We start from the raw sequence: 14,147 nt of genomic DNA, 5'->3' as shown, positions 1-14,147 counted from the left end.
TAAACTTTAAATAATAATAAATTATGGATTGGTTAATTCTTTTTGTGCTTGTTTTATTAACTCTAATGTGGTTTGGTATAAGTCTGTGTTATTCATTTTGCTTTTAAGCCAGCTGTAAAAGCTTATTACAAAAATATCTTCTTTGTGGGTTTCTAGCCAATCAAAACCATTTTTAACTTGGTCTTTAAATTTTTGTGTAGATACAATTCTAGGGTTTTTATAATACATTTCAACAAAACCTAAATAGGTTATAACACGATGCTGATTAATGCTTTTTAAATACGTGTAATAACTTCTTTTAAAACTTAGTAATTTAGATTCAACCAAGTTGATATTCTGTAATTCAATGTGTAATAGTATTTCAATAAGGTTTTTTTTAATAACCCATTCTTTACCAGCTTTATTTGTATACCATGGGTCGGTATGATAAAGTTTTGAAAGTATGTTTTGAGCCTTATTTAAGTTGTTTTTTTGAAAATAAAACACGATTAAACTTAAGCGAATATCCAATAGTGTTTCTGTGTTTTGGTGTTTTATTTTTGTTAATGGCTCTAGAGTTTGTATGGCCTTTTCTTGTTCGTTACTGTAGTTATAGTTTAGCGATTTTAATAGATTGTATTTTAGTTTGAAATTATTGTAGTGTTTTTTTCTGTTTAAATTCATGTGCTCATGCATGAGATTTAAATAGGATACGGACGCATTAAATTTTTTATTTCTGAAAAGTGTATTTGCTATGGCATATAAGATTTGAATATGATAGTAAGGTTGTTTCTCTTTGTTTTTATAAGTGATAATTGATTTGTAGGTATCGATTAAAAAAGGTTCTATGTTTAAATAATCTTTGGTTATGAATGCTGAAATGCTTGAAATAGTTACTAATTGATATAGTGATTTAAAAGACATAGAATCATTTAAATCTATTTGGTGTATTTTGATTGTGTTGGCTAAAATCGTTTGAAAATCTAGAACCTCTCCATGATATGAAATGCTCTTAAGAGTTTGTCTGATTTTTGCATAAACAATATTGAGTTCGTCTTCTAAAAGAATTTTTTTTTGATTGCTTTTGAATTTTAAAATAAGCGCATCCATATCTACTGAAGGGTTTGCGTAGGTATATTGAATTTTGATGTTATAAATTTCGTTTAAATAGGGAAACAAGTCTTGGCCTACTGCTAGTTTTTCAGCTCTATTCAATATTTTATAAGCGACTTTATATTGTTTTTGTTGTAAAAATGATTTTGATGCAAGAATGTATTTAATAATTTGCATGTTAGTTGAGTTTTCTTCTTGTAGACTTTGGTTTGCTGTAAAATCTATCAAAGATTCGTGCAAGCGTTTCCGTAAAGCATGATAAGCCTCTTTTTTTTGATTGCCGTAAAGTTTTGCGCAAACGTCCTTTGAGCTTAATTCATTTTTTAAAAGTAGATTGAATAGCTCGATGTTTTTAGTATCGTTTCGTTTGTTCTTTTTTTCTAAATAGGTGATGAATTTCTGTTGGTTTTCTGTTGAAAATGTAGAAATTATATCATTTAAATTATTCATTTAGTCGTCAGTAAAATTTAGTAATAATTAATAAATATAATGTATTTAAATTATTATTATAATTTTATATCGTTAGTTTTAATAGAATATTGTGTTTCAAATGTTTAACATGTTTTGCAGTTTTGCTCTGTAATCATTAAAACAAAAAAATTATGAATTATCAAACAACGGTTTCAGTAGATGAAACATCAAAAGAAACGAAACTTAAAAAAGAAATTAAAGTGTATGACCAAAAACCAACATCAGCATTTATTGGTGCCTCATGGACTGCTTTATTAATTGGTATGACGTCTTACTGTATTGGTTTATGGAATGCAGAGATGATGCTTAATGAAAAAGGATACTATTTTACCATATTGCTCTTTGGGCTATTTTCAGTAATATCTGTTCAAAAAGCGGTTAGAGATAAAATGGAAGCTATTCCTGTTACAGATATTTATTATAGTATTAGCTGGTTTACAACAATGATTTCAATTGCGTTATTAATTATTGGACTTTGGAATGCCGATTTACTGTTAAGCGAAAAAGGGTTTTATGGAATGTCTTTCCTTTTAAGTTTGTTTGCTGCTATTGCAGTACAAAAAAACACTAGGGATGTTCAATATATTGATAGAAATATTGATGAAGATAAATAGTGATTTGAATAAGTTATCAAAACAAAAAAGAATTTGAAGCATTTTTTTTGATGATTGGTTAGTTAACCCAAAACCTCGTTGCTTTATGGTAGCGAGGTTTTAAAATACGAACTCTTTTTTTATTGTATATTAGTATTCAAACACCACACATGCCATATTGGTTAGATATACTTGCTATAATTTTTATTGCTTATGTTGCAATAAGTATTGCTTTGTATTATTTACAAGATTATATGTTATTTAAACCAGAAAAACTTCCTAAGGATTTTGAGTTTTATTACGAAAATCAGGATATTGTAGAACATAACCTTGAAACCAGAGATGGCGCAATAATTAATGGTGTTTTATTTAAGCCAAAAAGTGAATCGAAAGGTATCGTATTGTATCTAAAAGGAAATTCTAAAAGTATTAAAGGATGGGGTAAATTTGCTGTAGATTTTACTAGACATGGTTATAATGTCTTGATGGTTGATTACCGAGGGTTTGGTAAAAGTACAGGCAGACGTTCACAAAAAGCTATCAAAAGAGATTTACAAGAAGTATATAATAAAATTAAAGAACGTACCGATGAAGACAGAATTATACTTTACGGCAGGTCTTTAGGTTCAGGTTTTGCAGCTAAATTAGCTTCTATGAATAATCCTAAAATGCTAGTTTTAGATGCACCATATTATAGTTTAACAAAGGTAACTGCCCGTTATGCGCCTTTTATGCCATTGTCATTACTTATAAAATATCCGTTACCTACTTATAAATGGTTGAAATATGTAAAGTGCCCAATTCATATTATTCATGGCACTAATGATAATCTGATTCCTTATAAAACCAGTGTAAAATTATCGCAAGTAAATCCTAAACTCACTAAATTACATACCGTTATTGGAGGCGGACACAAAAATTTAAATAATTTTGAATCGTACCATGAAATGATTCATGATATATTAAATAGTAAACCTCAAGATATCGATTTATCAACGACGAGTATTCATGTTAAACACACCTCAAAACCCTCTAAAACAAAGGCTTAAAAAAGCGTTTATAGTTTTAATTACTATCTACCTTATGGTTGGATCTTTATTGTATTTTTTTCAAGAGAAAATAATGTTTTTACCAACAACATTAGAAGAAAACTATGCTTATCAATTTTCGTACCCTTTTGAAGAATTATTTTTTAATACAGAAGATAATGCTATTATAAATGCGATTCATTTTAAGGTAGAACAGCCTAAAGGTGTTGTGCTTTTTTTTCATGGAAATGCAGGCGATTTGTCTCGTTGGGGAACTTTAGCTGAATATTTTGTTAAAAAAAAGTATGATGTTTTAGTGATGGATTACAGAACTTATGGGAAAAGTAAAGGTAAATTAACTGAAAAGGCGCTTTATCATGACGCGCAATATTGTTATGATTATTTGAAAGCGCGATATAATGAAGACGCTATCACTATTTATGGCCGTTCCTTAGGAACAGGTATAGCTACAAATATTGCTTCTTTAAATCATCCAAAACAACTGATTTTGGAAACGCCTTTTTATAGTGTTTTGGATGTAGCTCAATCTAGATTTCCAATATTTCCTATAAAGCCATTTTTAAAATATAAAATGCCGAGTTATCAGTTTGTTAAAGAAACGGATTGCCCAATTTTGATGCTTCATGGAACTGATGACAGAGTTGTTCCTTATGAATCAGCTAAAAAACTATTTGAAGCTTCGCCAAAAAAGAACACCACATTTGTAACTTTTGAAGGTGGAAGACATAGTAATTTAAGTGCTTTCGATAGTTATCATTATAACATGGAAATGATGTTGAATTAATTCTAATCTACTTCAAAAGTTGATAAATGATAAACAGGAATGCCCGTATCTGTAACGCCCTCAATTTTTATAGCGTAATTACTTTTAGAATCACTGGTAAAAAATGAAATTTCAGCTTTATTTGATGTTTCAGAAAGTATTATTTTGGGTTCCCAATGTAGCGTAGTTCTTATGTCTGGTTTTGTAGCGTCCTCAAAAGTATCTAAATGATTGGGAGCATAAAACTCTCTTCCACTATAAAAACCTGTAGCAGTAAAATCGATAATTCCGGGTTTACGTTTTACATTAGAAGTGCTTGAGAAATTGCCTGTTCTACTATAAATTGCAATAACACCGTTTGAACTATTGCTATACATTGCCGCTTCTGCACCATCTAAAACATCAATAAAATCGATGTCTACTCCTGTTAGAAAAAGAATACCTTCTATTCCAACCACTATACCATCAAGCAAGATTTGGGGGGTACCTTGATTTCTAATTGAAATACTATCATTAAAAGCGGTCACACCGGGAAGTTGGTTTATTAAGTCTATAATATTAAAAAAACGTTGATTCTCATATTTAGATAAATCTAATCTCCGATTAGGGCTTCCATGAAGTGTTCTGGAATCTAATTCCTCTTCTCTTTTATCTTCTTCTGATTTCTTTTGAGCAGTAATAATAATTTCATCAAGCAAAGTTGTAGCTTTTAAATATTCAGAATCAAGTTTAGAGATTTTTTCAGCTTGTTTTAAGAAACTATTAATTTTAGTTGAATCGATAATGCTGTTTTTTAAAATAGTATTTATAGAACCACTTTTTACCTCTGGGCTATTAGCCAATTGATCGTGTAAATTGATAGAAATAAAGCGATTATTTTTATCATTATCAGATTTAAAATCTTTCACACGAGCTTCTATCAATGTAGAAATAGTATCCTTAAATATAAAAGGGCCATATTTAAATACCCCATTTATGTTGGATTGTTGTTTGGTTTGGTATGGTGGATTGCCAATAAAAGTAAGTCGAGTTGCGGCAGATGTTTGTTTTTTTAATCCTGTTGATTGTGCTGTATAACCTGAGATATAAATGCCTTTTTCAGGTTCAAACTCTAGGTTTTTGTAGTTGTTTTTGTATAAAATATTTTCCCATGAAAAACGCCTCCAACCATGAGTTAGCATAAGTAAATCCAGTAAAAAACGTCTTCTATAATCATTTTCTTTTTCAAAGAAATATCCAGGGTCCTCAATATGACCTCTTAAATCAGAATTTAATAATAGATACGTTTTTATATTTTCACTTTTAGTATTATGTTCTATGGCATCTATATCTGTAATAGACATAGAAAGATTACCAAATGCAGCATTACCAATTTTATCTGTTAAATCTAGTTGCATTGATATTTTGTCTCGAGTTTTTGGTAATGGATTGTCTATTTCCATATTAACGTTTATACTGTTTTCTGGGTTGTCAATATAAACGAGTCTTTCGCAAACCGGTTTGCCATCGCCATCAAAAAGTGTAAAACATGTAACACCATCTAATAAAAATTTAGTATCTATTCTTATTTTATAGGTGCTTTTGTCCTCACGCTCTAGTTTTTCATAAACTAATTTTCCACGCTGGTGCGCTACTAAAAAGGTATTTCTTAAACCAATTGATGTGTTTGATGATACTTGGAGAAGAATTTGTTTACCGCTATTTATAATATCTAAATTATATCCGTTGGGTAAAGCTTTAGGAAGTGGATATTTTATTTCTTTATCATTATGAATAATACTAGCATAATAGGTTTTATTTGGTTCAGGTGTTAGTTTTATAGCGCTCAAACCAAATTTATAGGTTTCAAAAGACATGATTATTTTGTGATTAGAATCTTTTATTGTTCCAGTAAGTTTAAAGTTATCATTAATTATGTTTTTAACTTTTATGCCAATTTTTGAAGATAGGTTGTTGACTAAATAACCCCCTTCAGGATAAAAACCAATTTCAGGAGGCCTATTTGAAGAGGCTTTAATCGTTTCTATTTCTGTTAGTTTTATATTATCGTCTATAAGGAGGGGTTTCTCAGAAATATTCCATATTGGGATTTTAGTTTGAAAAAAATAATCCGTACCATTATTTCTCATATAGTTTGTGTAAGCTCTAAGCGAATAGTTGCCAGGCTTCCAATTCTTCCTTGTTTTAAAATCACCATTAGCACTCAAATCATTAGTGTAAAGTTGCTTTTTTAATAAAACACTGTCTTGGTCGTTTATCAGTTCAACATAAATAACATTACTAATATTGGATTTTCTATGGCTTGTACCATTAACTAAATATGCGGTGTACCAAATATCATCTCCTGCTGCGTAGTAAGGTTTGTCGGTTTGTACATATATTTTTTCAGGATAATTATCAGTATAGTTTGCTAATTTTTCAATGACAAGTTCTCTAAAATTACTAACTAGAGTAAAAGATAGAAACGAGATAATCGTAACGACTAAGACTATTTTTTTAATCATGCTTTAAGATGCTTTTTTTTTAAATAAATATAACAACTTATTTAATATTAAACCGTTAAAAACTATTAAGGTGTAGACTAAATAAAAAGGTTTTAGTTTAAACTAAACTTACTATTTTCTTAAAAAATTAACATACCTAATCGTAAACTCTTAAAGAAAAATTAAAAAACGAATAGTTACTGTTAAACATTCCTAAAAGGTTTTTACACATCAAAATAATTGACTCTATTTGTAATGAGTTTAGTTAGTTTAGTTAGTTTGGTTAGTTAAAAAAAGCCGGTAATTTTAAAATTACTGGCTTTTTTAATATTTGGATTTTAGTTAGTTCTATACTACACCAACAAATAAGCCGTCATCAGTTTTCTCAACCTTTGCCAGATTGTTTTTAGTTAATTCTTTAATGGTTTTATCCCACTTTTTATTTGATAAACCTGACTGCGACTTTAAATCAATCAAAGTTAATTTTTCAACTTTCTTTAAAACTTCAAAAACTGCTTTAGCATCATCACTGATAGCTAAAGGCTTTTTCTCTGGTCGCATTTGCGGAAAGAATAAAACCTCTTGTATAGATTGGTTATTTGTTAAAAACATAATCAATCTATCCATACCAATTCCCATTCCAGATGTTGGTGGCATACCGTATTCTAAAGCACGTAAAAAGTCATGATCAATAAATTCGGTTGCTTCATCATCACCTTTTGCCGCCAATTTTAATTGATGCTCAAAACGCTCACGTTGGTCAATAGGGTCGTTAAGTTCAGAATAAGCATTTGCAATTTCTTTACCACAAACCATAAGCTCAAAACGTTCTGTTAATTCAGGGTTATCTCGATGTTCTTTACATAAAGGGCTCATCTCTTTCGGGTAGTCTGTAATGTAAGTTGGCTGTATATAATTACCCTCACATTTCTCACCAAAAATCTCATCAATCAGCTTCCCTTTGCCCATGGTTGCATCAACCTCAACACCCAAATCTTTAGCTGCTTGTCTAATCTCATCTTCAGTTTTTCCAGTAATATCAAAACCAGTAAAATGTTTTATAGAGTCTGCCATTGTTACTCTGGCGTAAGGTGCTTTAAAATCAATTTCATGTTTTCCAAAAGTAGCTTTCGTAGTCCCATTAACAGCAATAGCGCAATATTCTAATAAGCGCTCACAGAAATCCATCATCCAATTGTAATCTTTATAAGCTACGTAAATTTCCATGGCAGTAAACTCAGGGTTATGTGTTCTGTCCATACCCTCATTTCTAAAGTTTTTTGAAAACTCATAAACCCCATCAAAACCACCAACAATCAATCTTTTTAAATATAATTCGTTAGCAATTCGCATGTATAACGGAATATCTAAAGCGTTATGATGTGTTATAAACGGGCGCGCCGCTGCACCACCCGGAATAGGTTGCAAAACAGGAGTTTCAACTTCAAAATACCCAGCATCATTAAAAAACTGGCGCATGGCATTGAACAATTTAGTGCGCTTTACAAACACCTCTTTAACCTGCGGATTTACGACTAAATCTGCATAGCGTTGTCTGTAACGTTGCTCTGGGTCGGTAAACGCATCATGCACTTTTCCTTCAGCATCAGTTCTCGGTAGTGGTAACGGTTTAAGTGCTTTACTTAATAGAGTAAAGTTTTTCACCATCACCGTTTTTTCACCAACCTTAGTGGTAAATAAATCACCTTCAATACCAATAAAATCACCAATATCTAGCAGTTTTTTATAAATATCATTATACTTGCTTTTATTATCACCAGTACAAATTTCATCTCTATTAAAGTACACTTGAATACGTCCTTCTGCATCTTGTAACTCAGCAAAACTAGCATTTCCTTGTATACGTCTAGACATTAAGCGGCCGGCAATAATCACCTTATTTCCTTCCTTGAAATCTTTTTTAATAGATTTTGATGTGTCTTTAACGGGGTATAAATCAGCAGGATAAGGGTTAATGCCTAATTCGCGTAATTTTTCTAGTTTTTCTCTTCTTACAAGCTCTTGCTCAGATAATTGTGACATATTTTAAAATACTATATGAAAATATTTAAGGCACAAAGATAAACATTTGATTTCCTATTTTCGTCTATTGATTTATGAAATTTTTGGGTGTTACCACAAGGGTCGGGCTATTCATTACAAGTCCTCGTTCGTGCCTCTCTGTGGGCTTTTCATTTCTATCCCTAACACGCATTGTAACAAATTATATACTTTTACGTCAAATTAGTAAATCATCAATCTTAATAAATTAAATCATGAGTTTTTGGAGAGTTTTGCTGTCTATTATTTGCCCGCCTTTAGCCGTTATTGATAAAGGCTGTGGCTCTATCATTATCGTATTCTTGTTGTGGCTTTGTGGCTGGGTTCCAGGTGTAATTGCTGCTTTAGTTATTCTTAATAACCCTAAAAACTAATCTACAGGAATTAGTTTGCGCCTTTTTCTTTGCGCCTTTGCGCCTTTGCGTGATAAAAAATGTATTTTTGCCTTTCATGAATAAGAGTATCGAACTTCAAGATTTAGGCCTCAAAGACTACAAACAAACTTGGGATTACCAAGAACAATTGTTTAAAGGTATTGTAGATACTAAAATTAAAAATAGGCGAGAGGAAGCAGGTTTTGAAACCAAAAACTATTTTTTGTTTGTCGAGCATCCACATGTATATACTTTAGGTAAAAGTGGTGATATGTCGAACTTGTTAGTTGACGAAGTGCAATTAAAAGCTAAAAACGCATCCTTTTATAAAGTCAATCGTGGCGGAGATATTACGTATCACGGACCTGGACAAATTGTAGGCTATCCTATCCTGGATCTAGATAATTTTTTCACTGATATTCATAAATACCTTCGTTTTTTAGAAGAAATGATAATTCTAACGCTTGCTGAATATGGACTAAGGGCAGAACGTAGTCCTGGAGAAACGGGAGTATGGTTAGATGTAGGGACGCCTTTTGCTAGAAAAATTTGTGCCATGGGCGTTCGTGCTAGTCGTTGGGTTACGATGCATGGTTTTGCTCTTAATGTAAACGCCAATTTGGGGTATTTCGATTTAATGATTCCTTGTGGGATTCGTGGTAAAGCAGTAACTTCACTTAATGTAGAATTAGGAAAGAAATCAATAGACGAAAACGAATTAAAACAAAAGCTATTAAAGCACTTTAAAACGCTTTTTGAAGCTACATTTATTTAGAGCTGAAAGGCTTTTTGTGAACGTTATTTTTTTTAAGATTTTTATTTTTCAAAGAAACAATGTCTTACGGTTTATTAATACAAAACATAAATAAAAACTTAAATCTTTCTAATAAAGAATTAGATTTAGTTTGTAAATACTTTAAACCCACAGAAATAAAAAAAAGAGAATTTTTATTAACTCAAGGTAGTATCTGTAAATTTGAAGGCTTTGTATTAGAGGGATGTTTTAGAATTTTCACCATAGATAAAAAGGGAAATGAAAACACTTTATATTTTGCTGCCAAAGATTGGTGGCTCATGGATATTGATAGTTTTATGAATCAAATACCATCCAATTTGAACATGCAAGCCCTAGAAGATAGTAAAGTCCTTTTGATTAATCGGCAGGACAAAATGATGCTCTATAATTCAATTCCTATAGTGGAAAAACTTTTTCGTATTATGTCTCAAAAAGCTTTGGTTTCATGGCAAAGACGATTAATTCGCAATCATGCTTTTACAGCCAAAGAACGCTATTTTTATTTTATAAAAACGTATCCTGATATCTCCTCAAAACTTACTGATAAACAAATAGCCGGTTATTTAGGTATTCGTCACGAATTTTTAAGTAAGATTAAAAAAACCGAAAAATAATTTTGGCTAGTTGAACTTGTTCAACATTTTTCTCATAGTCATTATAGATATTTGCTTTCATTAAAATTTAAATAAACGATGAAAAGAATATCTTATCCATTGACTAAGTCAATTCTAAAAAATATTAAGGTTTTAACCTTATTAATATTTTTAAATGTAGGTGCATTACATGCGCAAATATCAAACGATATTACACATGAAGAGTCTTTAAAAGCTCTTTTAGCAGCCAAGAAATATGCTGAAGATTCAAAAGTGTTAGTAAACATTGCGGTAGTTGACGCTGGAGCAAACTTAAAAGCTTTTATCCGCATGGATGAGTCTTATTTAGGAAGTATTGATGTAGCTATTAAAAAAGCGAAAACAGCGAGGTATTTTAATAGCGCTACAGGCGATTTAGGTAAACTTACCCAACCAGGAGGCATCATTTATAATATTGAACATTCTAATGGAGGCCTTATGACTTTTCCCGGAGGTGTTCCTATTAAAGATGAAAATGGAACCATTATTGGAGCTATTGGTGTTAGCGGAGGCACTATAGAACAAGATCATGACATTGCTACTGCAGGAGCAAAAGCCATTATAGAATAATTAAAAAAACATAAAAAACTAAAATTATGAGTCATATAAAAAGTGTTATTCTTTTTAGTATCTTACTTTTATCTCAAATAGGCTTCTCGCAAGTTTCTGATAATTTGATGCTTTACAGAAAAGATTTCAAAAATATATCTGGAGACAATACGGTTTCTATTATAAGCTATGAAAAAAATGGATCTCATTATGTCTATGCCGGAGGCGATGGAAATGTAGATGTTTTTAGTTTAGATAAAGAAGGTATTCTTACCTCAATTAGTAACCATGAGCTTTACAAGAAAAAAGGACCTGTAAGAGGTATGGTTGCCGATAATATTAATGGTACAGACTTTTTGTTTTTAGGTAACAAACACGGTGATCTCATTGAGACCTTTGAAATTTTAACAAACGGATCGTTAAAACGTGTTGCTATATTTGAAGATACAGATGAAACGTATTTAAAAATTAATATAACCCTACATGTAGTGCATATGAAAAAAGCATCATACCTTTTTGTTGGTGGTTTGGAAGATACTCCTGGGTTAAGTTGTTTTAAAATACATGATGATGGAAAATTAACGCATGTACAGTCTATGAAAGACGATGAAACCATTTATACGGATGGTATCATTGGTATGTACACTCATAAAATTAAAGGAAAGTCTTTTTTGTATACAACTGGTTTTCAGGATAATGGTGTGAGTAGTTTTAGAGTTTATGAAAATGGTACGTTCAAAAATGTAAATAACATAGGCGATAATACCACTAACAGGTATTTAACAGGTGCATACCCATTAACAGGTGTGACTTTAGGAGATGACAAATATATTATTGTAGGTCACAGACATCATAAATATTACTCGAGAAATGGTTTTATAAAAAACCCAGACTTTGTGTATCATGGTGATGGTGTAAGTGTTTTTAAAGTGAACAAAAAAGGAGCTTTGGTTCCGCATTTTGTTCTAAAAGATGATGAAACCACAAAATTACGTGGGCATACACGAATTGAAATTGTTTCAATAGATAATAACGAAGCTTTAATAGCAGTGGGTACAAAAGACGATGCTGGTGTTCAACTACTAAAGCTAAACAAAGAAGGTGTGCTTAGTCCTATCAATTATTTAGACACAGGTTTTTCAATTTATCTCGGATTAAGATCTCATAAAATTGAAGATAATACCTTCTTAATTGCAGGTTCTAATAGGTTTGATTTAAAAAAGATAGCAACCTACAAAATTGCTCCAAAAATTAATAGAGAAGGAAAAGTGTTAAGGCATATGGTAAACCTTAAATATAAAGAAGATGCTACCGAAGCGGGAATTAACGAAGCAGTTAATGCCTTTGTAAACCTTAAAAATGAAATCCCAGAAATTGCTAACCTAGAATGGGGGTTAAATGACAGTACTGAGGGCCACAGTAAAGGTTTAACACATTGTTTCACCTTAACTTTTAATGATGAACATGCTAGAGAAATTTACTTATTTCATAAAGCGCATTTAGATATGGTAAAAAAAATAGGTCCAATTATAGCAGACGTTTTGGTATTAGATTACTGGACAGAAGAAAATTAAAAAAAGGTAAAAATGAGTATTTTAAAACATAAAAAAGCAATCATAACCGGAGGTGGAAGGGGATTAGGAAAAGCAACAGCCATAGCATTTGCCAAAGAAGGCATTGATGTTGCCATTACAGGAAGAACGGAAAGCGTTTTAAAAGAAACGGTTTCTGAATTGGAGGCGCTTGGTGTTCAGGCAATATATTCAGTTTTCGATGTTGGGAATTATGACGAAGTAAAAAGCCATATTAAAAGTATTGTGGATATGTTAGGTGGTGTTGATATTTTAGTTAATAATGCGGGAATTGCGGCTATTGGTTCTTTTAATGAGATGGAGGTTAGTGTTTGGAGTGAAATTATTCAAACTAATGTTATGGGTATGTATTATGTAACCAAAGAAGTTTTACCGTACTTAATAGATAAAAATGAAGGTGATATTATTAATGTGTCTTCTACGGCAGGATTAAATGGAAATCCAAATATTTCAGCATATTGTGCATCAAAATTCGCGGTTATTGGTATGTCTGAATCATTAATGAAAGAAGTTCGTAAAAACAATATTAGAGTAAATACGTTAACGCCTAGTACTATAGAGTCAGATATGACTATTGAATTGGGAATGTTAGATAAAGGCTCTGAAAATACACTACAGCCTGAAGATTTTGCGGAATTAATTGTTGCAGGTTTAAAACTTCCAAGAAGAGCTATGCTTAAAAGCGCAGCGCTATGGTCTACAAATCCATAATTCTAAATGTATTATTCAAAAAGATAACACTATGAAAATACAGCAAATACAATAATATCTTAAAAATAAATGTATTCAATTTTAGTAATTAGTCAAGATTATTATACAACAAAGCCTACTATGCGAAGAAAAATAACATTATGAAAAAGATTCAGGTTTCAAAATCAAAAGATAAAGGCACTGTAAAAGTATCCTACATAGGTGGTTTCGTTATATTAATCGCAATACTATTGGTCCTTTTTGGAAATGAGATAAGAGGATATTTTATTGGAGTCTCCGTTCTTGAGGGTCAAGATACAATAGAACAGATAATTGGTTCAAATAATAAAGGTACTGAGCCAACAAACAATTCTATTGAAAAAGAAAGTTCCTCAACTGATGAGGCTATCATGAAGGAAGTAGAATTAGATATTGGTGATATGGGTAGTTTTGATCATCAAGGTACAATTTACACATGGAAAGTGATGGATGATGGGAAGAAGTGGTTAACTAGAAATTTGAATGTAGAGGTGGATAATTCTTGGTGTTATGAAAATGATTCTAATTATTGTGAAATATACGGGCGTTTTTACAAATGGAAGGCTGCAAAAGAAGCTTGCTTAACACTTGGGGATAATTGGCGATTGCCCTCTGATGAAGATTGGAAAAAACTTGCTATTCAATATGGAGGGTATCACGACTGGAAAACAGGAAAAGATATTGGCAATCCAAAGGAAGCCTATCACGCTTTAATGAAGGAAGGAAATAGCGGTTTTGCTGCTCTCCTTGCTGGATGGCGAGATTTAAGTGGCAATTATGATTATCTCGGAGAAAACGGTATTTTCTGGTCTAGCTCACTTCGCGACAGCACTGATGCTCGGGGATTCGGCTTCTACCAGAAGCGCAGCATGATGGCCCGTGGTAACGGCGATTGGAACTTTGGTCATTCTGTGCGTTGCCTTCAGGACTTGTGAATTTAGTTGTGCGCTGTTCATAGAAAGA

13 protein-coding genes are annotated in these 14,147 nt (G+C 31.6%); 10 read left to right on the top strand and 3 right to left on the bottom strand.

All coding sequences use genetic code 11. From position 1 onward, the window contains the following. Nucleotides 1-21: 21 nt before the first annotated feature. The gene (locus P8K68_RS02380; RefSeq protein ID WP_300247823.1) at nt 22-1,542 is read right to left on the bottom strand and encodes a hypothetical protein; all 1,521 of its coding nucleotides are present in this window, start codon (nt 1,540-1,542) and stop codon (nt 22-24) included. A 152-nt stretch (nt 1,543-1,694) separates the two neighbouring features. On the opposite strand from P8K68_RS02380, the gene yiaA reads away from it, so the two are divergent. From yiaA to P8K68_RS02365, 3 genes are all read left to right on the top strand, one after another. Further along, entirely contained in the window at nt 1,695-2,177 is a 483-nt protein-coding gene (yiaA, locus tag P8K68_RS02375) for an inner membrane protein YiaA (RefSeq protein ID WP_300247821.1), read from the top strand. Nucleotides 2,178-2,326: 149 nt separating this feature from the next. Next, the gene (locus P8K68_RS02370) at nt 2,327-3,205 is read left to right on the top strand and encodes an alpha/beta fold hydrolase (protein WP_300247819.1); all 879 of its coding nucleotides are present in this window, start codon (nt 2,327-2,329) and stop codon (nt 3,203-3,205) included. After that, nucleotides 3,165-3,989 carry an alpha/beta fold hydrolase gene (locus P8K68_RS02365; protein ID WP_300247817.1) on the top strand — a complete coding sequence of 275 codons (825 nt, stop codon included), beginning with the start codon at nt 3,165-3,167 and terminating at the stop codon, nt 3,987-3,989. The genes P8K68_RS02370 and P8K68_RS02365 overlap by 41 nt, the downstream gene beginning before the upstream one ends. 2 nt (nt 3,990-3,991) lie before the next feature. Here P8K68_RS02365 and P8K68_RS02360 read toward each other — a convergent pair whose 3' ends face one another. Together P8K68_RS02360 and lysS are read right to left on the bottom strand one after the other, a co-directional pair. Beyond that, nucleotides 3,992-6,472 carry a hypothetical protein gene (locus tag P8K68_RS02360; protein ID WP_300247815.1) on the bottom strand — a complete coding sequence of 827 codons (2,481 nt, stop codon included), beginning with the start codon at nt 6,470-6,472 and terminating at the stop codon, nt 3,992-3,994. Between the two features lie 327 nt (nt 6,473-6,799). Further along, nucleotides 6,800-8,494, bottom strand: coding sequence for a lysine--tRNA ligase (gene lysS, locus P8K68_RS02355; RefSeq protein ID WP_300247813.1), 1,695 nt, complete (start codon nt 8,492-8,494; stop codon nt 6,800-6,802). A 233-nt stretch (nt 8,495-8,727) separates the two neighbouring features. On the opposite strand from lysS, the gene P8K68_RS02350 reads away from it, so the two are divergent. The 7 genes from P8K68_RS02350 to P8K68_RS02320 all read left to right on the top strand — a co-directional run bounded on the left by P8K68_RS02350 (nt 8,728) and on the right by P8K68_RS02320 (nt 14,119). After that, nucleotides 8,728-8,886 (top strand): YqaE/Pmp3 family membrane protein, encoded by a 159-nt coding sequence (locus P8K68_RS02350; RefSeq protein WP_019388284.1) that lies wholly within the window; start codon nt 8,728-8,730, stop codon nt 8,884-8,886. Between the two features lie 76 nt (nt 8,887-8,962). Next, nucleotides 8,963-9,661, top strand: a complete 699-nt coding sequence (gene lipB / locus P8K68_RS02345) for a lipoyl(octanoyl) transferase LipB (protein ID WP_300247810.1) — start codon at nt 8,963-8,965, stop codon at nt 9,659-9,661. A gap of 59 nt (nt 9,662-9,720) precedes the next feature. Beyond that, complete coding sequence (locus tag P8K68_RS02340; protein WP_300247808.1) at nt 9,721-10,296, top strand: Crp/Fnr family transcriptional regulator; 576 nt, start codon at nt 9,721-9,723, stop codon at nt 10,294-10,296. Nucleotides 10,297-10,374: 78 nt separating this feature from the next. After that, nucleotides 10,375-10,884: a heme-binding protein gene (locus P8K68_RS02335; protein ID WP_300247806.1), complete on the top strand. Its 510-nt coding sequence runs from the start codon at nt 10,375-10,377 to the stop codon at nt 10,882-10,884. A 26-nt stretch (nt 10,885-10,910) separates the two neighbouring features. Further along, the gene (locus P8K68_RS02330; RefSeq protein WP_300247804.1) at nt 10,911-12,437 is read left to right on the top strand and encodes a Dabb family protein; all 1,527 of its coding nucleotides are present in this window, start codon (nt 10,911-10,913) and stop codon (nt 12,435-12,437) included. Between the two features lie 12 nt (nt 12,438-12,449). Then, nucleotides 12,450-13,166, top strand: a complete 717-nt coding sequence (locus P8K68_RS02325; protein WP_300247802.1) for a 3-ketoacyl-ACP reductase — start codon at nt 12,450-12,452, stop codon at nt 13,164-13,166. A gap of 140 nt (nt 13,167-13,306) precedes the next feature. Beyond that, the gene (locus P8K68_RS02320) at nt 13,307-14,119 is read left to right on the top strand and encodes an FISUMP domain-containing protein (RefSeq protein WP_300247800.1); all 813 of its coding nucleotides are present in this window, start codon (nt 13,307-13,309) and stop codon (nt 14,117-14,119) included. The last annotated feature ends 28 nt before the right edge of the window (nt 14,120-14,147 follow it).

It is taken from the genome of Algibacter sp., assembly GCF_029245835.1.
GTDB lineage: Bacteria > Bacteroidota > Bacteroidia > Flavobacteriales > Flavobacteriaceae > Algibacter_B.
This window is presented reverse-complemented; position numbering and strand designations above follow the sequence as displayed.